This is a genomic window from Nonomuraea sp. NPDC059007, assembly GCF_042740555.1.
GTDB lineage: Bacteria > Actinomycetota > Actinomycetes > Streptosporangiales > Streptosporangiaceae > Nonomuraea.
Genome location: NZ_JBHYJD010000017.1, coordinates 176,121 through 198,298 on the forward strand (window position 1 = coordinate 176,121; position 22,178 = coordinate 198,298).

Annotated in this window: 19 protein-coding genes; 10 read left to right on the top strand and 9 right to left on the bottom strand. The window is 72.1% G+C overall.

Annotated features, from left to right (window positions below; all coding sequences use genetic code 11):
• Window positions 1–68 precede the first annotated feature (68 nt).
• Window positions 69–851 carry a class II aldolase/adducin family protein gene (locus tag ACFWY5_RS27885; RefSeq protein ID WP_379613031.1) on the bottom strand — a complete coding sequence of 261 codons (783 nt, stop codon included), beginning with the start codon at window positions 849–851 and terminating at the stop codon, window positions 69–71.
• A complete protein-coding gene (locus tag ACFWY5_RS27890; protein ID WP_379635275.1) occupies window positions 848–1,999 on the bottom strand; it encodes a lactate 2-monooxygenase in 1,152 nt (383 codons plus the stop codon). Before ACFWY5_RS27890 ends, ACFWY5_RS27885 begins: the two co-directional genes overlap by 4 nt.
• Before the next feature lie 89 nt (window positions 2,000–2,088).
• On the opposite strand from ACFWY5_RS27890, the gene ACFWY5_RS27895 reads away from it, so the two are divergent.
• Complete coding sequence (locus tag ACFWY5_RS27895) at window positions 2,089–3,162, top strand: PucR family transcriptional regulator (RefSeq protein WP_379635277.1); 1,074 nt, start codon at window positions 2,089–2,091, stop codon at window positions 3,160–3,162.
• Window positions 3,163–3,213: 51 nt separating this feature from the next.
• Here ACFWY5_RS27895 and ACFWY5_RS27900 read toward each other — a convergent pair whose 3' ends face one another.
• On the bottom strand, window positions 3,214–3,975 hold the full coding sequence (locus ACFWY5_RS27900) for a peptidylprolyl isomerase (protein ID WP_379635279.1): 762 nt from the start codon (window positions 3,973–3,975) through the stop codon (window positions 3,214–3,216).
• Window positions 3,976–4,115: 140 nt separating this feature from the next.
• Between ACFWY5_RS27900 and alaS the strand changes: the two genes are divergently transcribed.
• The 4 genes from alaS to ACFWY5_RS27920 all read left to right on the top strand — a co-directional run bounded on the left by alaS (window position 4,116) and on the right by ACFWY5_RS27920 (window position 9,429).
• A complete protein-coding gene (gene alaS, locus ACFWY5_RS27905) occupies window positions 4,116–6,671 on the top strand; it encodes an alanine--tRNA ligase (protein WP_379635281.1) in 2,556 nt (851 codons plus the stop codon).
• Between the two features lie 63 nt (window positions 6,672–6,734).
• Window positions 6,735–7,130, top strand: coding sequence for a DUF1801 domain-containing protein (locus ACFWY5_RS27910; protein WP_379613026.1), 396 nt, complete (start codon window positions 6,735–6,737; stop codon window positions 7,128–7,130).
• 80 nt (window positions 7,131–7,210) lie between these two features.
• Window positions 7,211–8,698 (top strand): MFS transporter, encoded by a 1,488-nt coding sequence (locus ACFWY5_RS27915; RefSeq protein ID WP_379635283.1) that lies wholly within the window; start codon window positions 7,211–7,213, stop codon window positions 8,696–8,698.
• Window positions 8,699–8,790: 92 nt separating this feature from the next.
• A complete protein-coding gene (locus ACFWY5_RS27920; protein ID WP_379635285.1) occupies window positions 8,791–9,429 on the top strand; it encodes a YoaK family protein in 639 nt (212 codons plus the stop codon).
• On the opposite strand, the gene ACFWY5_RS27925 is transcribed toward ACFWY5_RS27920, so the two are convergent.
• A complete protein-coding gene (locus ACFWY5_RS27925; protein WP_379613023.1) occupies window positions 9,418–10,233 on the bottom strand; it encodes an SAM-dependent methyltransferase in 816 nt (271 codons plus the stop codon). The genes ACFWY5_RS27920 and ACFWY5_RS27925 overlap by 12 nt on opposite strands.
• 57 nt (window positions 10,234–10,290) lie before the next feature.
• On the opposite strand from ACFWY5_RS27925, the gene ACFWY5_RS27930 reads away from it, so the two are divergent.
• A complete protein-coding gene (locus tag ACFWY5_RS27930; RefSeq protein ID WP_379635287.1) occupies window positions 10,291–11,595 on the top strand; it encodes an FAD-binding oxidoreductase in 1,305 nt (434 codons plus the stop codon).
• Here the strand turns inward: ACFWY5_RS27930 and ACFWY5_RS27935 are convergent.
• On the bottom strand, window positions 11,592–12,740 hold the full coding sequence (locus ACFWY5_RS27935) for an MFS transporter (protein WP_379613021.1): 1,149 nt from the start codon (window positions 12,738–12,740) through the stop codon (window positions 11,592–11,594). The two genes, ACFWY5_RS27930 and ACFWY5_RS27935, sit on opposite strands and share 4 nt — an antisense overlap.
• Window positions 12,741–12,799: 59 nt before the next feature.
• On the opposite strand from ACFWY5_RS27935, the gene ACFWY5_RS27940 reads away from it, so the two are divergent.
• Window positions 12,800–13,813: an ROK family transcriptional regulator gene (locus ACFWY5_RS27940; protein WP_379635289.1), complete on the top strand. Its 1,014-nt coding sequence runs from the start codon at window positions 12,800–12,802 to the stop codon at window positions 13,811–13,813.
• Here ACFWY5_RS27940 and ACFWY5_RS27945 read toward each other — a convergent pair.
• On the bottom strand, window positions 13,810–14,505 hold the full coding sequence (locus ACFWY5_RS27945; protein ID WP_379613019.1) for a TetR/AcrR family transcriptional regulator: 696 nt from the start codon (window positions 14,503–14,505) through the stop codon (window positions 13,810–13,812). The genes ACFWY5_RS27940 and ACFWY5_RS27945 overlap by 4 nt on opposite strands.
• Window positions 14,506–14,574: 69 nt before the next feature.
• Between ACFWY5_RS27945 and ACFWY5_RS27950 the strand changes: the two genes are divergently transcribed.
• Window positions 14,575–15,297 (top strand): siderophore-interacting protein, encoded by a 723-nt coding sequence (locus ACFWY5_RS27950; RefSeq protein ID WP_379613018.1) that lies wholly within the window; start codon window positions 14,575–14,577, stop codon window positions 15,295–15,297.
• Window position 15,298: 1 nt separating this feature from the next.
• On the opposite strand, the gene ACFWY5_RS27955 is transcribed toward ACFWY5_RS27950, so the two are convergent.
• The gene (locus ACFWY5_RS27955) at window positions 15,299–15,985 is read right to left on the bottom strand and encodes a hypothetical protein (protein WP_379635291.1); all 687 of its coding nucleotides are present in this window, start codon (window positions 15,983–15,985) and stop codon (window positions 15,299–15,301) included.
• A 127-nt stretch (window positions 15,986–16,112) separates the two neighbouring features.
• Between ACFWY5_RS27955 and ACFWY5_RS27960 the strand changes: the two genes are divergently transcribed.
• Together ACFWY5_RS27960 and ACFWY5_RS27965 are read left to right on the top strand one after the other, a co-directional pair.
• Window positions 16,113–17,468, top strand: coding sequence for an MFS transporter (locus ACFWY5_RS27960; RefSeq protein WP_379635293.1), 1,356 nt, complete (start codon window positions 16,113–16,115; stop codon window positions 17,466–17,468).
• A 10-nt stretch (window positions 17,469–17,478) separates the two neighbouring features.
• Entirely contained in the window at window positions 17,479–18,414 is a 936-nt protein-coding gene (locus ACFWY5_RS27965) for a carbohydrate kinase (RefSeq protein ID WP_379635295.1), read from the top strand.
• Between the two features lie 45 nt (window positions 18,415–18,459).
• On the opposite strand, the gene ACFWY5_RS27970 is transcribed toward ACFWY5_RS27965, so the two are convergent.
• Both ACFWY5_RS27970 and ACFWY5_RS27975 read right to left on the bottom strand, forming a co-directional pair.
• Window positions 18,460–21,063 (bottom strand): DUF5682 family protein, encoded by a 2,604-nt coding sequence (locus ACFWY5_RS27970; protein ID WP_379635297.1) that lies wholly within the window; start codon window positions 21,061–21,063, stop codon window positions 18,460–18,462.
• The gene (locus tag ACFWY5_RS27975) at window positions 21,060–22,169 is read right to left on the bottom strand and encodes an AAA family ATPase (RefSeq protein ID WP_379635299.1); all 1,110 of its coding nucleotides are present in this window, start codon (window positions 22,167–22,169) and stop codon (window positions 21,060–21,062) included. The genes ACFWY5_RS27970 and ACFWY5_RS27975 overlap by 4 nt, the downstream gene beginning before the upstream one ends.
• Between the last annotated feature and the right edge of the window lie 9 nt (window positions 22,170–22,178).

Genomic DNA, 22,178 nt, shown 5'->3' on the forward strand with positions numbered 1-22,178 from the left:
GGCCGAAGCGGTATCGGCGGACGGCGGCCCGGAGGCGAGTGACGATGTGGTGATCTTAAGGCGAAAAATCAGTCGAAAAGGTCGGGCTCGGTGCGGATGATCTGCTCGTAAAGCGGCTGGAAGTTGAGCCAGCCGACGAAGTCGTTGCCGATCTGGCCGTGGGTGAGCTTGGCCTGGTCGTGGTCGATCTGCACCGTTGGGCCCGCCGCCTTCGCCAGCAGCTGCGCCTGACACGAGCGCTCCATCGTGATGAACCACCAGGCGGCGGCGTCCACCGAGTCGCCCACGGTCAGCAGGCCGTGGTTGCGCAGGATGACGGCCTTGTGGGAGCCGAGCGCGGTCGCGATCCTGCGGCCTTCCTCGGTCTCCACGACGACGCCCGTGTAGTCGTCGAACAGGCCGTGGTCCTCGTAGAAGGCGCAGGCGTCCTGGGTGAGCGGTTCCAGCATGGCGCCGAGTGAGGACAGGGCCTTGCCGTACACGGAGTGGGAGTGCGCGGCGGCCACGGCGTCGGGGCGGGCCTGGTGGACCATCGCGTGGATGGCGAACGCGGCCTGGTTGACGTGGTGGCGGCCGTGCACGACCTGGCCCTCGTGGTTGACCAGGATGAGGTCGCTGACCTTGATGTGCTTGAAGCTCATGGCGAACGGGTTGACCCAGAAATGGTCGGTGTGCTCGGGGTCGCGGGCGGTGATGTGCCCGGCGACGCCCTCCTCGAAGCCGAAACGGCCGAACAGCCGCAGCGCGGCGACCAGGCGCTCCTGGCGGTGGCGCCGCTCGTCGGCCACGTCGTCGAACTTCGCCGGCATGGGGAAGGACAACTGGTCGGTGGGGATGGGCTCCAGGTTCATCGTTCCTCCAGGATCGACGGGTCGAGTTCGGCCGGTGTGCGGAAGCCCGCCAGGCCGAGGGTGAGGTCGAGGTCGGCGAGCAGGGCGCGCACGACGTGCCGCACGCCGTCCTCGCCGCCGCACGCCAGCCCCCAGATGTAAGGGCGCCCGAGGAGTACGGCCCGCGCCCCGAGAGCGAGCGCCTTGACCACGTCCGCCCCGGACCGGATGCCGGAGTCGAACAACACGGTCAGCCGGTCGCCGGCCGCCGCGACGACCGCGGGCAGCGCGTCGAGCGCGCCGAGCGCGCCGTCCACCTGGCGTCCGCCGTGGTTGGAGACGACGACGCCGTCCATGCCCGCGTCGGCGGCGCGCCGGGCGTCGTCCGGATGCTGGATGCCCTTGAGAACGATCGGCCCGTCCCAGTTGTCGCGCAGCAGCGGGAGCTGGTCCCAGGTGTGGGCGCGGCCGTTGAACATGGGCGCCCACGTCATGATCGCGGCGTTGAGGTCCTCCTCGACCGGCCGCTCCAGCCGGGAGCGGAAGACCGGGTCGGACAGCGGGATCGCGAGCCCGGTCCCGCGCAGGAACGGCAGGTAGGCGCGGTCGAGGTCGTTGGGCCGCCAGGCCAGCGTGAAGGTGTCGAGGGTGACCACGAGCGTGTCGTAGCCGTTCTTGCGGGCCCGTTCCAGCAGGCTGAGCGTGACCTCGTCGTCGTGCGGCCAGTACAGCTGGTACCAGCGCGGCCCGCCCGCCTCGGCCACCTCCTCCAGCGTGTGCGAGGAGGCCGTGCTCAGGATGGCCGGCAGCCCCAGCGAGGCGGCGGCACGAGCGGTCGCCAGCTCACCGTGCGGGTGCACAATCGACTGCACGCCGATCGGCGCCAGCGCGAGCGGCGCGGGATAGGTACGCCCGAACAGTTCGGTGCTCAGGTCCCGCTCGGTGGTCTCGCGCAGCATCCTGGGCACGATCGCGCGCCGCAGGAACGCCGCCCGGTTGGCCGCGTCGGTCTCGCCGCTGCCGGCCGAGCCGGCCACGTACCAGTAGGGGCCCTCCTCCAGCAGGCTGCGGGCGGCCTCCTGGAGCTTGGCCGGGTCCACCGAGTACGGCGGGAGCGCGCCGGTCAGGCCGTTGAGGTAGATCTCGAGCTGGAAGTCGGAGTAGGCCACCCGACCAGCCTGTCTCGCGGATCACCGGCGGGCAACGTTCACCGGTCGCGAATCCGGTTCGGCAGATTGTGTCGTGGCACAATGAGCGGGTGGATCCCAGGTTCGCGGCGCTGAGCGCGCGGTTGCTGGAGCGGGTGGAGGACCTGGGCGGCGAGCTGGCCAGGCGGGTGCACGCCGCGGAGGCCGAGCTGGCCGTGGTGCCGCCGGACGACCTGGCCGCGGTCTGCGCCGAGCAACTGCGGCTCTCGCTCACGCACCTGTCGGGTGGCGCGGTGATCTCGACCGCCTCCACCGAGGCCAACGCCCGCCGCCGCGCCGAGCGGGGCGTGCCGCTGGCCGCGCTGCTGCACAGCTACCGGGTGGGCACCCAGTTCCTGTGGGAGAGCTTCGTCGCCGAGGCGGGCGACGACGAGCACGCCATCCTCATCGCCAGCGCGAGCGAGATGTGGCTCGGTCTCGACCTCATGTCGGAGGCCATCAGGACCGCCTACCGCGAGGTGGAGGCCGAGCGCGACCTGCGGGCCAGGCGGGATCGGGACGTGCTCTTCGACGCCCTGCTGGGCACCGACCCGGTGCGGATCCGGCAGAGCGCCGACGCGCTCGGGCTGCCGCACCGGGGGCGCTTCCACGTGATCGCCGCCGAGGTCACCGCGGGGATGCCGGTCGCCGCCGTGTGGCGGCACCTGCCGACGGAGCGGCTGGCCGTACTGTCGCTGCCGGAGAACGCGGCGTTTCCCGCGCTGACGGGAGGACGCTACGGGGTGAGCCCCGCCTACGAGCAGATCTCGCAGACGGCGGCGGCGCTGCGGCTGGCCAGGCTGGCGCTGGCGGCGGGCGCGGAAGGCGTCTCCCACTACGGCGACCGCCCCGTGGCCACGCTGGTGGCCAGCAGTCTGGAGACCGCCGACGACCTGGCCCACAGGGTGCTCGGCAGGCTGCTCGACCTGCCCGCCGACGACCGGGACGCCCTGCTGGCCACCGCCTACACGTGGTTCGCCGAGGGCGGCTCGACGGCGCGTACCGCGCAGGCGCTCTTCTGCCACCGCAACACCGTCCGCTATCGGCTGGGCCGGGTGAAGGAGCTCACCGGCCGCTCGGTCGACCATCCGCGGCAGGCGGCCGAGCTCTTCCTGGCCCTGGAGACCGTCTACGTCCGCAGGTAGAGCTTGGCGTTGGGGCTGTACCGGTGCAGCCCCAACGCTGCGGGACCGGCGTCAGCGGCGGCTGATTCTCGCGTCCCTGATGTCGGCGGGGAGGACCGGCTTGCCGTCCACGGGCGGTGTCGGGCCGCCCGGGGTGGGCTGGATGCCGCCGGCCGCGATCCGGTCGAGGGCGGCCAGGCCGGGGCCGTCGACGGTCCCGAAGACCGTGTAGTTGGGCGCCAGCCCGGAGTCGCCGATGACGAGGAAGAACTGGCTGCCGTTGGTGCTGGGCCCGGCGTTGGCCATGGCCAGCAGGCCGCGCGCGTACGTCTTGCGCACCCCCGTCGGGTCGCCCGGCCACGGCGGCAGGTCGGTCGGCAGCTCGTCCTTGTACTTGTAGCCGGGCCCGCCCTCGCCGGTGAAGCTCGGGTCGCCGCACTGCAGCACCTTCAGCCGGTCGTAGGCGGTCAGGCGGTGGCAGGAGGTGCGGTCGTAGAAGCGGTGCCTGACCAGGTGCACGAAACTCTGCACGGTGCACGGCGCCTTGACCGGGTCGAGCGTGAGGCGGATGTCGCCGTGGTTGGTCTCCAGGACGGCGGAGACCGGCCGGGTGGGGGTGCGGCGCGGGTCCGGCGGCAGGTGCACCCGGCGGGCCGGCGGCTCGTCGGGCGTCTGGGTGTAGGCGCACGGGCCCTTGGTCGTCTTCGGCGGCCGGTCGGCCGAGGCCGCCGAGGCGGGGGTGGCCGAGGACGGGGTGGCTGAGGCGGGGGTGGCTACGAGCGCGACCAGCGAGCCCGTCGCCGCTGCGGTTAAGGCGAGTCGTGCCAGCGACATCTGTCCTCCACAGGGGTTGTCAACGGATCAACCCTAGGGCGTCAAGGCAAGGGCGTCGACAGGCGGAAAACCAGAGGAGTTCCCGGGCTTCGCCTTGCTACCTTCGGCGGAAATCAGCGAGCGAAAAAGGGAGAACGGAAATGCCGATGACCGCCGACCGGCTCAGGTCAGCGTTCCTTGACTATTTCACCGCGCGCGCCCACGAGCGCCGGTCGTCGGCAGGTCTCATCCCGGCACACGCGGCCGCCCCGCTCTTCGTCAACGCGGGCATGGTGCCCTTCCTGCCGTATTTCCTGGGTGAGGAACGGCCCGGCTTCACCAGGGTGACCACCGCGCAGAAATGCGTGCGCGTCCGCGGCAAGCACGACGACATCGACGTGATCGGCATCAGCCGGCGCCATCTCACGTTCTTCGAGATGCTCGGCAATTTCAGCTTCGGCGACTATTTCAAGCGCACGGCCATCGAATACGGGTGGGATTTCCTCACCGAGGTGCTCGGCATCGATCCCGACCGGCTGTGGGTGACCGTGCACGAGAGCGACGGCGAGGCGGCCGAGCTGTGGCGGGAGATCGCGGGAGTGCCCTTCGCGCGGATCCAGCGGCTCACCGGCGACAACTTCTGGGAGATGGGGCCCACCGGACCCTGCGGGCCCTCCTCGGAGATCTTCTACGACATGGGCGCCGAGCTCGGGCCCGGCGGCGGGCCCGCGCACGGCGGCGAGGACCGGTTCGTGGAGATCTGGAATCTCGTCTTCATGACCTACAACCGGCTCGACGACGGCTCGCTGCGGCCCTTGCCGCAGGTCAACATCGACACCGGCGCGGGTCTCGAGCGCATCCTGCCGATCCTGCAGGGCGCCTCGTCGGTGTTCGAGACCGATGTGCTGCGGCGGTTGATCTCGGTGGCCGAGGAGGTGTGCGGCCGGCCGTACGGGATGGATGAGGGGCGTGACGTGAGCCTGCGCATCCTCGCCGACCACGCGCGGTCGATGACGTTTCTGCTGGCCGACGGCGTCGTCCCGAGCAACGGGGAGCGCGGGTACGTGCTGCGCCGCATCATCAGGCGGGCGGCCCTGCACGCGCGCCGGGCCGGGGCGCGCTCCGGCGTGCTGCCGCGGATGGCCGGAGCGGTCGCGCGGGTCATGGGCCCGGGGTATCCGGAGCTCGCCGGCGCGATCGACCGGGTGCGGGAGACGCTGGAGCGTGAGGAGCACCGCTTCCACGAGACGCTCACCCAGGGGCTCGGACTGCTCGACGGCCTGGCCGGGCGGGAGGGCATCTCGGGCGAGGTCGCCTTCCTGCTGCACGACACCCACGGCTTCCCGATCGAGCTCACCAGGGAGGTCGCGGCCGAGCGCGGGCTGGCCCTGGACGAGGACGGCTTCGCCGCGGCCATGGAACGCCAGCGGGCCGGCGCGAAGGTCGTGAAGGCCGCGACCACGAGCGGCACCGGCCGGGAGGTCCTGGACACGTCCGGCACCACGGACTTCCTGGGCTACGAGGTCACCGAGGCCGACGCCACCCTGCTCCGCGTCACCGCGACCGGACCGGGCCGGGCCGAGCTGTACGCCGACGCCACCCCCTTCTACCCGGAGGGCGGCGGCCAGATCGGCGACACCGGCCAGGTCCACGGGCCGACCGGGCGGGGCCGGGTGCTCGGCACCGACGCGCCCGTCCCCGGCGTCATCCGCCACCTGGTCGAGGTGGCGGAGGGCACGTTCGAGCCGGGCCAGCGCGTACGTCTGGAGGTCGACCGGGACCGGCGCGCGGCGCTGCGGCGCAGCCACACGGGTACCCATCTGCTGCACTGGGCGCTCAACAAGGTCGTCGGCGGCCACGTGCGGCAGCAGGGCTCGCTGGTCGCCCCCGACTACCTGCGCTTCGACTTCAACCATCACGCGCCGCTCACCGACGACCAGATCCACGAGGTCGAGGCGCTGGTCGCGGCCGAGGTCCTCGGCAACCAGCCGGTCGAGGTCACCCTGACCGGCTACGACGAGGCCAGGCGGGCGGGCGCGATCTCCTTCTTCGGCGAGAAGTACGGCGACGTGGTGCGCGTGGTCAAGGCCGGCGAGCACTCCTTGGAGCTGTGCGGCGGCACCCACGTCTCCCGGCTGGGCGACATCGGCCAGGTGCTCATCACCGCCGAGTCGTCCATCGGCGCCAACCTGCGGCGGGTGGAGGCGCGGGTGGGCCTTGCGGCGTTCGAGGAGGTCCGCGGGCAGCGCGCGCTGCTGCGTACGGCCGCGCGGCTGCTCAAGAGCGAGCCGGGCGAGGTGCCGGACGGCATCGAGCGGCTGCGGGAGTCCGTGCGCGGCGCCGAGCGTGAGCGCCGCAGGCTGGCGGCCGAGCTGGACAGGGAGCTGGCGACGGCGATGGCGCGCGGGGCCGAGGGCGGCGTCGTGGTGCGCCGGTGTGACGGGCGCGACCAGGCGGCGCTGCGGCACCTGGCCGGCGAGGTGCTGGCGGCCGGCGTCCGCGCGGTCGGCCTGGTGGGCTCGCCCGACGGCAGGACGGTCGCGCTCTCGGTCGACCTGGCCGAGGGCGGCTCCGGCGCGCCGGAGATCGCCCGGCGGGCGGCCGGGGCGGTGGGCGGCGGCGCGGGCGGCAAGGACCCGCGCCGCGCGGTGGCCGGTGGCCGTGACGTCTCCGGTGTCGAGCGGGCGCTGGCGATCCTGCGCGAAGAGCTTGCCTGAAGCATGTCGAGAACAGGGCGTCGGCTTCTACGTCCCGGGTGAAGACGTACCTGAGGAGGAACGATGTCCTACACCCGTGACCCGCGAGTCGACGCCTACATCGACGCCCTGCCCGAGTGGCAGCAGGCCATCTGCCAGGAGGTGCGCGACCTCGCCCACGCCGCCGACCCCGAGCTGAGCGAGACGGTCAAGCGCACCGTCCTGCCGTACTTCGTGCTGCGGGGCAACGTCTGCGCCCTGCTGGCGGCCAAGAACCACGTCAACGTGTTCCTGTACGACGGCGCGATCGTGCCCGACCCCGAAGGCATCATCACCGCGGGCCACGGCAACAAGACCGCCAGGATGATCTCGATACGGCAGGGCGAGCCGATCAACAGGCCCGCCCTGCTGGCCATGCTCCGGCAGATCATCGCCAACAACCGGGCGGGAGGCTGGCGCCGGATCAAAGCCCAAGGCTGACGCCTGTTGCGCACACCGTTCTCACTGGGTACAGTGTTCGCATACGGGAACGACGTACTTCGCAGCTGGAGGCAACCCCAATGGACGCCCGCAACCCCCGCAGGTGGCTCATCCTCATCGTGTTGTGCCTGAGCACACTCGTGCTGGTCATCGACAACATGGTCCTCACGGTGGCCATCCCGCCGCTGGCCGTCGACCTCGGCGCCACCGCGCAGGACGCCCAGTGGATCCTGGACTCCTACATCCTGGTCTTCGCCGGCCTGCTGCTCACCGCGGGCAGCCTGTCCGACCGGTTCGGCCGCCGCCGGGTGATGATCATCGGACTGGCCCTGTTCGGGTTGTCCTCCCTGGCCGCCACCTTCGCGACCGACCCGGGCACGCTGATCGCCGCCCGCGCCGTCATGGGCATCGGCGGCGCGCTCATCATGCCGAGCACGCTGTCCATCCTGATCGTCGTCTTCGACGAGGAGGAGCGGCGCAAGGCCATGGGCGCCTGGTCGGCCGTGGCCATGCTCGGCCTGGTCGGCGGCCCCGTCCTGGGCGGCGCGCTGATCGCCTGGTTCTGGTGGGGCGCGGTCTTCCTCATCAACGTCCCCATCGCCGCCATCGCCATCGTCGCCGCGCTCGTCCTCATGCCCGAGTCCCGCGGCCCGGCCACCAAGGCCGACCCGCTCGGCGCGATCCTGTCGGCCGTCGGCATGGTCACCCTGGTCTGGACCATCATCGACCTCCCGCACGGCCTCAACTGGGTCAGCCTCGTGACCTCCGTCGTCTCGCTCGCCGCCTTCGTGGTGTGGGAGCTGCGCACGCCGTACCCGATGGTCCCGCTCGCGCTCTTCCGCAACCGCACCTTCTCCGGTGCCAGCTTCTCCCTCACCCTCGTCCAGGTCGGCAACGGCGGGCTGCTGCTCGTGCTGACCCAGTTCCTGCAGTACGTGCTCGGCTACACGCCCACCGAGGCCGGCATGGCCTTCATCCCGATGGCCATCGCCTCGCTGGTGTTCAACGGGCTCGGCGCCGGGCTGGGCGCCAAGATCGGCAACCGGCCGCTGATCGCGGGGGGCATGCTGGTCATGGCGGGTGGCTTCGCCCTGCTCGCCTCCCTGGGCTCCGGCTCCGGTTTCGTGCTGACGGCGGTCGCGCTGTTCGTCCTGGGTGCCGGTGGCGGGCTGGCCATGCCGGCCGCGATCGCCGCGCTGATGGGCACCGTCCCGCCGGAGCAGGCCGGCGTCGGCTCCGCGCTCAACGACACCATCCAGCAGGCCGGCGCCGCGCTCGGCATCGCCGTCCTGGGCAGCATCCTCACCTCCGGCTACACCGCCGCGCTGCCCGGCGGCGCCCCCGCCGCGGCCAAGAGCTCCATCGGCGACGCCCTGGCCCTCGGCGACGCCGGTCTGGCCACCGCCGCCCGGGACGCCTTCACCACCGCGATGTCCAGCGCGTTCACGCTGAGCGCGATCGGTGTCGCGGCGGCCGCCCTGCTCGCCGTCCTGGTCATCCGGGACCGCAAGCCCGCCGCCTCCGACGCTCCTCCCGCTCCCGAACGGGAACTGACCGTCACCCACTGAGAACGAACCCCTGACCCCGGCCTCGACCAGGCCGGGGTCAAGCGCGTGTCGGGGCGCGGGCGGGCGGCGGCGCGGGGTTAGCCTGCGGTGCGATGAAGAGTGCCGCCGCCTGGCTGCTCCCCGGCGAGGAGCGCGGAGTCCTGCCCGCCATGCTCGTCCTCCTCACCGTGGTGACGGGGATCGTGGACTCGGTCAGCTTTCTCGGCCTGGGCAACGTGTTCGTGGCCAACATGACGGGCAACGTGGTGTTCGTCGGGTTCGCGCTGGCGGGGGTCGCGGAGCCGAGCCTGTGGGCCTCGCCGCTGGCCATCGCCTCGTTCGCGCTCGGGGCGTGGGCGACGGGGCGGGTGGCGCGCAGGGTGTCTTTCACGGCGTTCACGCTGGTGCATCTCGGACTGCTCGCCGCCGCCGTGCTCGTGCTGGCCGGGCCCGGGGCGGACGCGGTGGTGATCGTACTGCTGGCGCTGGGCATGGGCATCCAGAACGCCTCCGTACGCCACACCGGCATCCCCGACATGACCACCACGGTGCTGACCACCACGCTGACCGGCCTGGTCGCCGACTCCCCCGGAACCGCCAACCGGCGGCGGGCGGTCTCGATCCTGGCCATGTTCACCGGCGCGCTGGTCGGCGGATTCCTGCACCTGCGCGTGGGTGACGCCGCCGCGCTCGCGGTCGCCGCCGTCCTGCTCGCCGCCGTGAGCGCGGTGCTGGTGCGGCTATCCGGCTGAGGGCAGGCGGGCCACGGCGCCGAGCAGGCCCGGCTTGCCGAAGTCGGGTTTGTGCTCCTCCCACTCCGGACGCCAGGCCTCGACCGGGACCACGCCGGGATCCAGCAGATCGAGGCCGTCGAAGTAGGAGCCGAACGTGTCGGCGCCGCGCGGGACCACGGAGCCCGTCGAGGACGCCCGGTAGACGGCCTGCCCGGCGCGGACGGTCTCGGCGGCCAGGTCACCGGCGTAGCCGTGCGACATGGCGAGATAGCTGCCGGCCGCCATCGACGCGCGCAGGTGGGCGACGATCGAGGCCGCCTCGAGGTCGGAGGGGACGAAGTGCAGGATCGCGAACAGCAGCACCGCGACCGGCCGGTCGAAGTCGAGGTGGGCGCGGATCTCCGGGTGGCCGGTGATCGTCTCGGGCCGCCTGAGGTCGGCGTCGATGACGATGGTCCGCGTGTTGTCGGCCAGCAGGGCGCGCGCGTGGGTGAGGACGATGGGGTCGTTGTCCACGTAGGCGATGCGGCACTCGGGGGCGGCGCCGAGCGCGACCTCGTGCACGTTCTGCTGCGTGGGCAGACCGGCGCCGATGTCGACGAACTGCCGCACCCCCGCCTCGACCAGCACGCGGACCACCCGGATGAGGAAGTCGCGGTTGGCGCGGGCGATCTCGGTGATCTCGGGGACCAGCCGCACGATCTTCTCGGCGGCCTGGCGGTCGGCGGCGAAGTTGTCCTTCCCGCCGAGGAAATAGTCGTACATTCGCGCGACGCTCGGCGTGTGTGGATCGATGCCCGGGACGTGCTCGCCAGCCGACATGGGTAAATCTTAGGTCCAGACGGTCACTATTACCCCGCTGGTTACGTCATAGAGACTATGAAGAGCAATCTGCGTGACGTGATCAAGGGCCGGATGCTGCTCCCCGGCGACGAGGACTTCGACGAGGCCCGCAAGCCCTGGAACTCCGCAGTGGACCAGCCGGTCGCCGCGGTGGCGCACGCCGCCGACGCCGATGACGTCGCCTCCCTGGTACGGCATGCCGCCCAGGCCGGCCTGACCATCGCCACCCAGCCGAGCGGCCACGGCGCCTCCGGCAACACCGACGGCGTGATCCTCCTGCGCACCGCCGCGCTCGACCGGGTGGAGATCGACCCGGAGCGCCGCCTGGCCCGTGTGGGCGCCGGGGCGCGATGGGGCCAGGTGCAGGGGGCGGCGGGCGAGTACGGCCTGACCGGACTCGCGGGCAGCATGCCGCTGGTCAGCGTCACCGGCTACACGCTCGGCGGCGGCCTGAGCTGGTTCAGCAGGAAGTACGGCCTGGCCGCCGACGCCGTCCTGGCCTTCGACGTGGTGACCGCCGACGGCGCGCCCGCCCGGGTCACCGCCGAATCCGACCAGGACCTGTTCTGGGCGCTGCGCGGCGGCGGCGGGGACTTCGCGCTGGTCACGGCGGTCGAGTTCGCGCTCTACCCGGAGCGGGAGCTCTACGGCGGCAGCATGATGTGGCCGGACGACCGCGCGCCCGAGGTGTTCGCGGCCCTGCGCGAGGTCGTGACCTACGCGCCGGACGAGCTGTCGATCTGGCTGAACCGGGTGCAGTTCCCCTCCGCGCCGCCCATGGCCGGGATCAGCACCGCCTTCCTGGGCTCGGCGGAGGAGGGGCGGCGGCTTCTGCGCAGGTTCGAGGAGATCGGCGGGCTGCTGTCCGACAGCCGGGGGCCGCTGCAGACCGCGGAGCTGGGCGCGATCACCAACGAGCCGACGAACCCGTCGCCCGGCGTCTCCCGGGGTGAGCTGCTGACCGGGCTCGACGACGAGGCCGTGGCGGCCCTGCTCGCCGAGCCGATCGATCCGCTGATCAACGTCCAGGTGAGGCAGCTCGGCGGGGCGCTGGCCAAGGGTGGGGAAGGCGCGAGTGGCGGGGTGGCGGAGCCGTACCTGCTGTATCTGCTCGGTCTGGCGATCAACCCGCAGCTCTCCGCGGCGTCGCGGGACAAGCAGGAGCGGGTCGTGGCGGCGCTGGGCGAGCGGGTGTCGGGGCGCAAGCCGTTCACCTTCCTGGCGGCGGGGGAGAGCGCGGCCGCGGCGTTCTCCGCCGAGACGCTCGGGAAGCTGCGGGCGATCAAGCGGGCCCGCGACCCCGAGGGCGTCTTCCGCTCCAACTTCCCCGTGCTCGGCTAGGACGGGCACGGCTCCCGCGCGGGGGCGGGGCGCAGCGCGCCGGCCAGGGCGCCCATGAGGAGCACGGCCACGATGATCAGGGCGAAGGCCGCGGGATAGGACAGGACATCCGCGGCCCCGCCGATCACGGCGGGCGCGATCAGGCTGGACAGGTAGGTGATCGTGGTCACGCCCGCCACGCCCTCGCCGGGCGAGCTTCCGGTACGGCCGGCCGCCGCATAGGCCAGGGGCGCGCTGACCGCGACCCCGATCCCGATCAGCGCGAAGCCCGCGGCGCACACCCACGTCGTGCGACCGGCGACGACCAGGACCCCGCCCACGGCGGCGACGACCCCGCCTGCGCGGACGACGCCGACCGCGCCGAACCGGCCGACGATCCGGTCGCCGAGCAGCCGGGTTCCGGCCATGAACAGCATGAAGACCGTGTAGGTGGCGGCCGCCGCGGCGGGTGCGGCGGCGGCGACCTGGGTGACGTAGACGGCGGCCCAGTTGGCGGAGGCGCCTTCGGCGAAGGTGCCGCAGAAGCCGACCAGCCCGATCGCCGCGATGGCCCGCGTCGGCAGCGCGAACCTGCGCGGCGCCGGCTCGCCGGCCGCGGCGGGTTCGTCGGCCAGGAGCCCGCGCCCGGCGACCGCGCTCAGCCCGAGCAGCAGCACGGCGACCGCCGCCAGATGCAGCCGGGCGTCGATGCCCAGGTGGGCGGCGAGCACGCCGAGCCCGCCCGCGGCGAGGCTGCCGACGCTCCACAGGCCGTGCAGCCCGGCGATGATGGAGCGGCCGAGCCTGCGCTCCAGGACGACGGCGTGCGCGTTCATGACCACGTCGCTGGTGCCCGCGGCGGCGCCGAGCAGCAGGAACGCCCCGAACAACCACCCGGGCCCCGGCGCCAGGACAGGCGCCAGGACCAGCACGCACCACAGCGCGATGAGGATGCGCGTGGCCCGCCGCCCGCCGATCCGGTACGCCAGCCGGCCGGCCATCGGCATCCCGATGAAGGCGCCGATGGGCTGGCAGAGCAGCACCAGCCCGAGCATGCCGGGAGTGAGCGCGAAGTGGTCCTGCAGCCAGGGGATCCGCGTGGACAGGCTGCCCGCGACGGCTCCGTGGGTGGCGAACACGAGAGCGATGGCGCGATGGTTGGTCACAGACGAGAAATTAACAGTTAGCCTTCCTGATGAAAAGAGCACGTGGCTATCATGGGCCCGTGAAGACCGCGACCCCGGCCATGGCGCGCGCCATCAACGATCGGCTCGCCCTCGACCTGCTGCTCGAACGCGGCCCGCTGACCGCTCCACAACTGCGCGAGATCACCGGCCTGTCCCGGCCCACGGTCTCCGACCTGGTCGAACGGCTGCGCTCCGCCGGACTGATCGAGGTCACCGGCGAGTCGGGCGAGGACCGGCGCGGGCCGAACGCCCGGGTCTACGGGCTGGTGGCCGATCGCGCGCACGTCGCCGGGGTGGACATCCGCTGGACCGGCCTGCGCGTGACCGTGGCAGACCTGACCGGGCGCGAGGTCGGCACCGCCGTACGGGAGCCTTCCGAAGACCTCTACGAGGCGATCACCGGAGCGGTCGCGCAGGCCGCGGGCGGGCGGCGGCTGCAGGCGGTCGTGATCGGCTCGCCCGGCCTCGTCCACCCGGAGACCAGCGCGCTGACCAGCGACTACCGCGTGCGCGGCTGGCATCCCGGCCTGCTCGGCGAGCTACGGCGGAGCCTGGGCGTCCAGGTCGTCCTGGAGAACGAGACCAACCTGGCCGCCATCGCCGAGCACCGGCAGGGCGCGGCCCGCGGCGTCGCCGACTTCGTGCTCATGTGGCTGGACGACGGCGTCGGCGGCGCGATCGTCCTGGGCGGCAAGCTGCGCAGGGGCATGTCCGGCGGCGCCGGCGAGATCGGCACGCTCGACCTGGGCATGCACGATCCGACCCTCTGCCGTGCGGTCGAGGCCGCGCTGGAGGACGGCACGGGCCTGGCCGAGCGCATCGCGCGGGGCGTGTTCGCGGTCGTCGCCGTGCTCGACCCCGGGCTGGTCGTGCTCGGCGGACGCATCGGCCGGGAGGGCGGCGAGGAACTGGCCGCGCTGGTCGAGGAGCAGGTCGCGCTGCGCTCACCGGCGCCCACACGGGTGCGGCCGAGCACGGTCGAGGGCAACGCCGTCCTGCAGGGCGCCGTGCTGACCGCGCTGGACCTGGCCCGCGACGAGGTGTTCGGCTAGCGGAAGCCGAGCCTTTCGCCCAGCTCGCGCAGGCACTCCTCGTAGACCGGGGACAGGTCGGTGAAGGCGAAGTCGAGCTGGTGCAGGACCTCCATGCACAGCAGGCCGTACAGGCGGATCCAGCAGGACAGGAAGACGTGCGCGGCCGCGGGCGGCAGCGCGCCGCCGATGGCGGCCGAGTAGGCGCGTAGCTGCTCCTGCAGGGAGGGCGGCAGGTCGGCCAGGTCGGGCACGGGGAAGGGCCTGGTCTGCCACAACTCCGTGACCAGGCCGCTGAAGATCTGTTCGAAGTGATGGGCGGCCTGGTATCGGGGCGATTCCGGGAGCTTGTTGGGCGGGCTCGCCGGGCTGGCGAAGATCCAGCCGAACTCGGCCGGGTGCGTGATCGCCCACGTGCGCATGGCGCGGCACGTCTCCAGGATGCGCGTCTCCAAGGGCTCGCCCGAGTTCCGGTCGCGGGCGGCCTCCATCACCTCGGCCATCTCGCGGAAGAAGCCCGCGGTCACGGCGCCGACCAGCTCGTCGTGTCCGGAGTAGTAGTGGTAGAGCGCGGGGCCGCTCATCCCCACCTCCCTGGCGACGGCGTTGATCGTGACCGCGCCCGATCCCTGTTCGACCAGCAGCCGCCGCGCCGCCGCGTGAATCTCGGCCAGCGTCGCCTGCCGGAGTCTGTCCCGCCTTGTCGTTGCCACGTTGACATCCTAGAGTATCTATGTTTGCTTAATGGCTCTAAGGTAGCTTATCTCTATTAAGGAGGCGTGATGCGGAAATACTTCGCCCGCTACACGGTCGAGGCGACCGTCACCGACAACGAGCTGGTCACGCCCACGATGCGGCGGATCCGTCTGGTGGCGAGCGCGCCGATCGGCCTGCCGTACCGGGCGGGCCAGCACGTCAGGGTCCAGATCACCGACCCGCTGTCGGTGCCCGGACTCCTGCGGCCCGGTGAGACGCTGCGCACGTACACCATCTGGGAGCTCGACGGGCTCGCCATCGAACTGCGCGTGCACGACTATCCCGGAGACGGCATCGGCCTGGTCTGGGCCCGCGAGACCAAGCCCGGCTCGGCCGTCACGCTGTGGTGGCCGCAGGGCGACTTCTTCACCCGCGAGGCGCCGTTCCACGTGTTCGTCGGCGAGGAGACGGCGAGCGCCGCGTTCGGGCCGATGATCCGCGAGCTCGGGCCGGCGGCGCAGGTGTACGGCGTGCTGGAGAGCGAGAGCGCCGAGCACGACCTGCCGATGCCCGGCGAGCACCCGCTGCGGCGCGTGCACCGGCGCGGTGTCCCCGCCGTGTCCTCGACCGTGCTGCTGGCCGGGCTGGCCGAGCTGGAACTGCCCGGCAACACCGGTGCCGCCTACGTGGCGGGTGAGGCCAAGACCTGCCAGATGGTCCGCGACTTTCTGGTGCGCGAGCGGAACTGGGCGCGTACCTCGATCAAGGTCAAGCCTTTCTGGGCCCTCGGGAAGAAGGGGCTGCACTGAGTCAGATCAGCGCGCTCAGGCCGGTGTGGAGGTCGGTGCGCTCCCTGTCGGTGAGGATCTCGTACGGCTCGGCCGCCGCCACGTTGGTGGCGTGTTCGATCTCGGCGTGCAGAGGGCCGTCCCGCAGGTTCACCACCTCTTCGGCCGTGAGGCCCGCTGCCCGCCAGGCGGCGGCGTGGGCGTCGGCCCGGCTGTAGCGGAGGGCGGCCAGGCGGTTGAACAGCAGGAGGCCCGGAGCGGCGCCGGGGGGTTCGTAGGGCGGGGCCATCAGTTCCAGCGCGCTGCCCGGCTGCCTGGGGGCGGCGGCCAGCACGCGGGCCACCTGGGCGGCCAGGTGCGTCACGTCGGGCCAGATCCTGGCGGCGGTGGCCTCGTGGTGGGCGTACAGGGACCTGATGAACGTGGTGGTCCTGGAGGTCGGGTGGAGGGCGTCCGTCTCCTTCAGGGTGCCTTGGGCCAGGTGGAGGGCCACCTCTTCCGCCAGGTCCGCGGGCTTGGTGTAGCGGTAGATCGTGGACAGGCCGGCGCGGGTCAGGGGGCGGAGGGGGAGCGTGTAGCGCAGGTCGACCAGGAAGCCCGGGGTGAACGCCGGGTGCTCGAAGCCGGGGCGGGCGGCGGCGTGGAGGCTGACGTGGGCGGCGTTGATGACCGGTGCGATACGTGCGGCGAAGCGGGGAGAGTTCGGCATTACGGGGAGATTATGCGCCATCCGTAGCCGATCCGCAGGGGATCGGAATCGGTCTGGAGCAGGGTGAAACCGGTTCGACCGGGCTGGTGTTCAACCACCGCTCATCCCTCTCGCCCCAGGAGCCGTCGTGGTCCTCGCCAGTCCAGCCGTGCGCAGCCCCAGCCGCTGGCTGCCCCTGCCCGTCGTGCTGGTCGCGGTGTTCGTGACCACGCTCGACTTCTTCATCGCCAACGTCGCCATCCCCTCCATCCGCACCGACTTCGCCGCCGGTCCCGCCGCGACACAACTCGTGTTCGGCGGGTACGGCCTGGCCTACGCCGCCGGGCTGATCATCTCCGGCCGCCTCGGGGACCTCTACGGGGCGCGCAGGATCTTCATGGCCGGGCTCGCGCTGTTCACGCTGGCCTCCGTGGCCGCCGGTACGGCGCCGGGCATCCTGGTGCTGATCGTGGCCCGGGTGGTGCAGGGGAGCGCGGCCGCCCTCCTGGCACCGCAGGTCCTCACGCTGATCGGCGCCCTCTACCCCGGCGCCGACCGCGCCCGGGCCTTCGGCTGGTACGGCACCGCCACCGGCGTGGCCGGGGTCAGCGGGCAGGTGGTCGGCGGTCTGCTGATGGCGGCCGACCTCGGCGGGCTGGGCTGGCGCGCGGTCTTCCTCATCAACCTGCCCATCGGCGTCGCCGCCTTGCTGGTGGCCAGGATCGTCCTCCCCGAACTCCCGGCCTCCGCCCCGGCGGGCGCGGGGCGGACGCTGGACGTGCCGGGGGCGCTGCTGGTGGCGGGCGGGCTGGCGGCGATCGTGCTGCCGCTGGTGCAGGGGCCCGAGCTGGGCTGGCCGCTGTGGACCTGGTTGCTGCTCGCCCTTTCCGCACCGCTGCTCACGGCGTTCGTGGCCCGCCAGCGTACGCGTCCCGAACCCCTGCTGGACCTGCGCGTGTTCGGAGAGCAGGGCTTCGCGCGCGGGCTGGTGGCCGTGGCGCTGCTGTTCGGCGGTTCGGCGGGGTTGTCGTTCGTCCTGGCCGTGTATCTGCAGGACGGCCTGGGTCTCGGGCCGCTGTCCGCCGGAATGGTGTTCACCGCGCTCAACGCGGGCTTCTTCGTGGCCTCGCTACGCCGGGGCCGCCCGGTGGCCGGGGCGCTGGCCATCGTGGCCGGGCTGGTGCTGGTGCACGGGGCGGTCGGCGCGGGCGAGCCGTACCTGATCGCGGTGGCGCTCGGAGTGGTCGGGGCGGGGATGGGCCTGCTGATGTCCCCGCTGATCTCGACCGTCCTGGCGAGGGTGCGCGGGGAACGAGCCGGCGCCGCGGCCGGAGTGCTGGGCACCGCCCAGGAGACCGGCGGCGTCCTGGGCGGAACACTGACCGGCGCCGTCTTCCTGGCCGCCGCCGACCGGGGCTGGACGGCGGCGGCCCAGAGCGCACTGGTGCTGCTCGTGGTGTTCGCGGCGATCGTGGCCGTGCTGGTTTTCGCCAACAGGCAGTAGTTTCGCTCTGATGGCCCTGGGAGGTTCGGTGATCGCGGTGCTGGGGGAGTGCGTGGCGGACGCGTTCTCGGACGGGGCGGTCCGCGGGGAGCTGGCGCTCCGGGTGCTGCCGGGGGGCGGTCCGGCCAACACGGCTGTGGCGCTGGGCAGGCTCGGGACGCCCACGCGGTTCCTGGGGCGGATTTCCGGTGACGTGTTCGGGCGGCTGTTCAGGGAGCGGCTGGCCGGGGCCGGGGTCGATGTTTCCGGCGTGGTGGACGCCGCCGAGCCGAGCACGCTGGCCGTCGCCGCGCTCGATGCGGCCGGGCGGGCCGTCTACTCGTTCCATGCCGACGGGGCGGCGGACTTTCAGTGGAGCCGGGCCGAGCTCGGGCTCGATCGGCTCGGCGGAGCATCGTGTCTGCACACGGGGTCGCTGGCGCTGGTCAAGGAGCCTGGGGCCGAGGAGGTGGCCCATTTCGTGGCGGCCGCGGCGCCGTACGCGACGATCTCCGTCGATCCCAACGTACGGCCCGGCCTCGCCGGGCGAGAGGCGTACCTGAAGCGTCTGCCCGGCGGCGCCGACATCCTGCGGCTCAGCGAGGAGGACCTGGCCTTCCTGCTGCCGGAAACCTCCCAGGAGGCCGCCTGCGACCGATGGCATGAGCAGGGCGTCCGCCTGGTCGTGGTGACCCGGGGCGCCGCCGGGGCGATGGTGTCGCTGGACGGCGAACGGGTCGTGGTGCCCGGGGTGCCGGTCGAGGTGGTGGACACGGTGGGCGCGGGGGACGCGTTCACCGCCGGGCTTCTGCACCGCCTGCACGGACATCTCGGCGGCCGCCTGGACCGGCTCGACCTGGAGAGCGCCCGCGCGGCCGCCGCGTTCGCCGCCGAGGTGGCCGCGCTGACCTGCACGGTCGCGGGCGCCGATCTCCCCTGGCCCGGCCGGACGCGGGCGGAGGACTGAAGGAAGCGGCCGGCCGGAACCCGGCCGGCCGCTTCCACGCGGAACTCAGGTCAGAAGGCCCGCGACAGCCACCCCGGTCTCCGGATACGCCGCCAGCAGCGCACCGATCTCGGCGTTCAGGTCGGCGACCGGCTCACACCCCAGCAGCTCCCCGACCGCCGCCCCGGTCGCCGGATGCGCGGCGAGCAACTCGCTGACCGGCCCGGAAACCGCCACGGCTCTGCGCGAAGAAGGCTTGGCCAGCCACGGTGGCGTGAACGAGTCCACCTCGCCCAGCCGGGCGGGGAACGTCCGCTCGGCCTCACGGACCAGCACCGGCACCAGCTCGGGCGCCTGCTCCCGCAGGGCGGTGATCAGCTTGGGCAGCCAGGGCAGCAGCACGTCGTCGGGCAACTGCCCGAACGCCCTGGACAACACCTCCACCACGAACGGAGCCAGCGCGGGCGCCGACTCCAGCGCCTGCACGAACCCGCTCACGTACTGCGGCACCGACGGCACCACCAGCGGGCTGCCGAGCAGCCCACCGACCAGCTCCCGCAGCTCCGCCATGCTGAGCAGCCCGAGCTGGTAGCGCGCCGTCCACAGCAGCGCCACCTTCGCCGGCACCGTCGGGTGCGACTGCTGTACGGCCAGCTCAAGCTGAGCCCGGTCGCAGCCCAGCGACAACGCCAGGCTCTCCATCGTGAACAGGAACCCGAGCATCGCGCCCACCTGGCGCACCCCGGCCTCCTCCTCGACGAAGGCGGTGGGCAGCAACGTGCAGTAGTGCGCGTACCCGGTGGTCACGAACGCCTTGGCCCACTCCGGCAGCTCCGGCTCCGTGGCCCGGTAGTGGGCCAGCAGGCGGCGGATGCGCCGGAGCACGTCGGGGGCGTCGTCGACGGTGCGCTCGCCGGACAGCAACTGGATGGCGCGGGCCCCGAGCTCGTCGGTGAACCGCCTGCTGCCCAGGTAAAGGATGGAGTCCTCGACCGCGTCCAGCGCCACCGATGCGGTCGCCTTCGGGTCCCAGACCGCGCGCCGTAGCCGCTGCTCAAGGACCTGTTCGATGGTGACGCCCTCGTAGCCCAGCTCGATGATCGAGCGCTGGTTGCGGCCGATCGACAGGTCCCAGCTCTCCTGGTGGGAGCGCTCGCCGAGCCGGCGCGAGCCCATGATGGGCCGGACGGCGTCGTCGGGCAGCAGCCTGCGCAGGATCCACAGCAGGTGGGAGCAGGGTTCGAGCTCGGGGTGGGCGTCGAGGTCGATCAGGGCCCGCTGGATGGTCCGCTTCTCCAGGTCGAGCCCGAGCGGCTTGAGCCGGTCGAGCACGTCCCTGGCCAGGGGCGGCAGCGAGTCGTAGCCGACCTGACCGACCTTGTCGCCGCCCAGCATGATCTCGACCAGCCGCCGTACGTCCCTGCGGCCGGGTACGACGTCCTTCTCGATGCAGGTGACCGCGGCGTCCTGGAAGTCGTACGGCGTGGGCCGCTTCCTGTTGCGCATGCCCGCGAGCAGGATCGACGTCTCGAACACCGCGATGGCGTCGGCGGTGCTGGCCAGGTAGCCGTTGCGCCTGGCCAGCCGGACGATCTCGACGCACCACCCGAGCAGTTCCGCCTCGTCGAAGCCGTCGAGGACGGGCGGCTGGGTGAGAAAGGCGTGCAGCCCTTGCGACTCGACCGGGGCGGGCGTCTTACCCTTGCGCTTGGAGCCGAGCTGGTACGAGGCCAGGCCGTGCCGTTTGAGCGACTTGTCCCAGGTCGCGGCCGCGATCGAGACCGAGCCCGGCGCGAGGCCGAACTGGTTCTCGATGGCCGAGTGGCTGGAGGGGATGAGCCCGTAGAGCCAGCTCGTCTCGGTGCGCGGGCTGATGTCGAGGGTTTCGTCCATGACCGGGCTGGCGGCGTGGAAGGCGCCGCACACGTACAGGCAGTCGGCGGGGTCGGCGCCGGTCGCGGCCAGGTGCTCGCGCATCCTGGTCCACATGTAGCGCTCGCGGTCCTCGTCCACCTCGTTGCCGCCGGGCTTGATGCGGCGGAACAGGCTGCCGATGAGCACCATGACCTGGCGGTAGGTCTCGTAGTCCGCGCCGGACAGCGGCTGCTCGACGTACTGGTCCCACCACTCCGACCAGTGGCGCACCTTGCCGTGGTGGAGCAGGTGCTCCTCCAGGGCGGCGAAGCCGGGCCGCAGGTCGCCGATCTCGATGCCGACGTCGGCCGACTCCGCCCGCGGCTCCCACTGGAACACGTGGTCGACCGACCGGTCCACCAGGACGATCTCCACGCCGGGGGTGTCCAGGGCGTAGGCGATGGCCTGGTACTCCGCGGACGACTCGGTGATGGGCGCGACCACGCTCAGCGGCGCCCACTCCTTCGGGAAGCCGTCGATGTCGGTGGCGAAGGCCTGCAGCGCGACCGGGAGCTTGCAGTTGTGCAGTTCGTCCAGGACGGGTCGCAGGTCCTCGCACAACTCCAGGTAGATGACCTTGGGCTGTTTCTCCCGCAGCCGCCGGACCATCGCCAGCCCGGAGGCCGGCGAGTGGTGGCAGACCGGGAAGATCTCCACGTCGGTCCGCAGCGCCTGCTCGACGTCGTCGATCAGACCGGCGCCGAACGTCTCCGCGGCGCTCGCGAGCTGCTCGCGCAGGGGGTCGAAGGGGCTCATGACAGGGTGGAGATCGCCTCACGGCCGCCGTCGAGGAATTCCTTCCACGGCCCGCCCTCGTCCTTCTTGCTGCGCGGCTCGATGACGCCGTGCAGGTACTTGTTGAGGATCGCCAGATCCTCCGGGCTGCGCCGGGCCAGCGAGCCGACCAGCGAACTGGCCAGGGTCGCCGCCTTCAGCGTGTTGTCGCCGAAGAACTGGCTGTGCAGGATGGCGTCCTCCAGCACACCGATCTGCTCGGCGGTGGACAGCGCCGACTCCAGCTTCTCGTCGTCGCTGGTGGCCGAGGCCGCGGCGGCGCGCAGGTCGGCGAAGCTCTGCAGCAGGATGTCCAGCAGCGTCGGCGGCAGCTCCAGCTCGATCTGGTGCCTGCGCAGCAGCTCCTCGGTACGGAAGCGGACGATCTCCGCCTCGCTCTTCTTGTTCGTCACCACGGGGATGCGCACGAAGTTGAACCGGCGCTTCAGGGCCGAGGACAGGTCGTTGACGCCCCGGTCACGGCTGTTGGCGGTGGCGATGATGGAGAAGCCGGGCTGGGCGAAGACGATGTTGTCGTCGTCGGGCAGCTCGGGGATGGAGACGTACTTCTCCGACAGGATCGAGATCAGCGCGTCCTGCACGTCGCTGGTGGAGCGGGTCAGCTCCTCGAAGCGGCCGATCACGCCGCGTTCCATTGCGGTCATGATGGGCGAGGGGATCATCGACTCCTTGGACTGGCCCTTGGCGATGACCATGGAGACTTTCCAGGAGTACTTGATGTGGTCTTCCGTGGTGCCGGCCGTACCCTGGACGACCAGGGTGGAGTTGCGCGAGATCGCCGCGGCCAGGAGCTCGGCCAGCCAGCTCTTGCCCGTGCCGGGGTCGCCGATGAGCAGCAGGCCGCGGTCGGAGGCGAGCGTGACGATGCTGCGCTCGACGAAGCTGCGGTCGCCGAACCACTTCTGCGGGATCTCGCGGTCGAGGCCGTCGGCGCGGTCGGAGCCGAGCACGAAGATGCGCACCATGCGCGGGCTGAGCCGCCAGGAGAACGGCTTCGGGGAGGTGTCGATCGACTCGAGGTAGTCGAGCTCTTCGGCGAACTTGATCTCTGCGGGGGCACGCAGCAACGGAGGCTC

Coding starts and splice junctions, on each gene's coding strand:
- ACFWY5_RS27885 (WP_379613031.1), bottom strand. CDS start 851: ATGAACCTGGAGCCCATCCCCACCGACCAGTTGTCCTTCCCCATGCCG.
- ACFWY5_RS27925 (WP_379613023.1), bottom strand. CDS start 10,233: ATGTCGGCTGGCGAGCACGTCCCGGGCATCGATCCACACACGCCGAGC.
- ACFWY5_RS27950 (WP_379613018.1), top strand. CDS start 14,575: ATGCGGAAATACTTCGCCCGCTACACGGTCGAGGCGACCGTCACCGAC.
- ACFWY5_RS27915 (WP_379635283.1), top strand. CDS start 7,211: ATGGACGCCCGCAACCCCCGCAGGTGGCTCATCCTCATCGTGTTGTGC.
- ACFWY5_RS27955 (WP_379635291.1), bottom strand. CDS start 15,985: ATGCCGAACTCTCCCCGCTTCGCCGCACGTATCGCACCGGTCATCAAC.
- ACFWY5_RS27920 (WP_379635285.1), top strand. CDS start 8,791: ATGAAGAGTGCCGCCGCCTGGCTGCTCCCCGGCGAGGAGCGCGGAGTC.
- ACFWY5_RS27970 (WP_379635297.1), bottom strand. CDS start 21,063: ATGAGCCCCTTCGACCCCCTGCGCGAGCAGCTCGCGAGCGCCGCGGAG.
- alaS (WP_379635281.1), top strand. CDS start 4,116: ATGCCGATGACCGCCGACCGGCTCAGGTCAGCGTTCCTTGACTATTTC.
- ACFWY5_RS27930 (WP_379635287.1), top strand. CDS start 10,291: ATGAAGAGCAATCTGCGTGACGTGATCAAGGGCCGGATGCTGCTCCCC.
- ACFWY5_RS27965 (WP_379635295.1), top strand. CDS start 17,479: ATGGCCCTGGGAGGTTCGGTGATCGCGGTGCTGGGGGAGTGCGTGGCG.
- ACFWY5_RS27900 (WP_379635279.1), bottom strand. CDS start 3,975: ATGTCGCTGGCACGACTCGCCTTAACCGCAGCGGCGACGGGCTCGCTG.
- ACFWY5_RS27910 (WP_379613026.1), top strand. CDS start 6,735: ATGTCCTACACCCGTGACCCGCGAGTCGACGCCTACATCGACGCCCTG.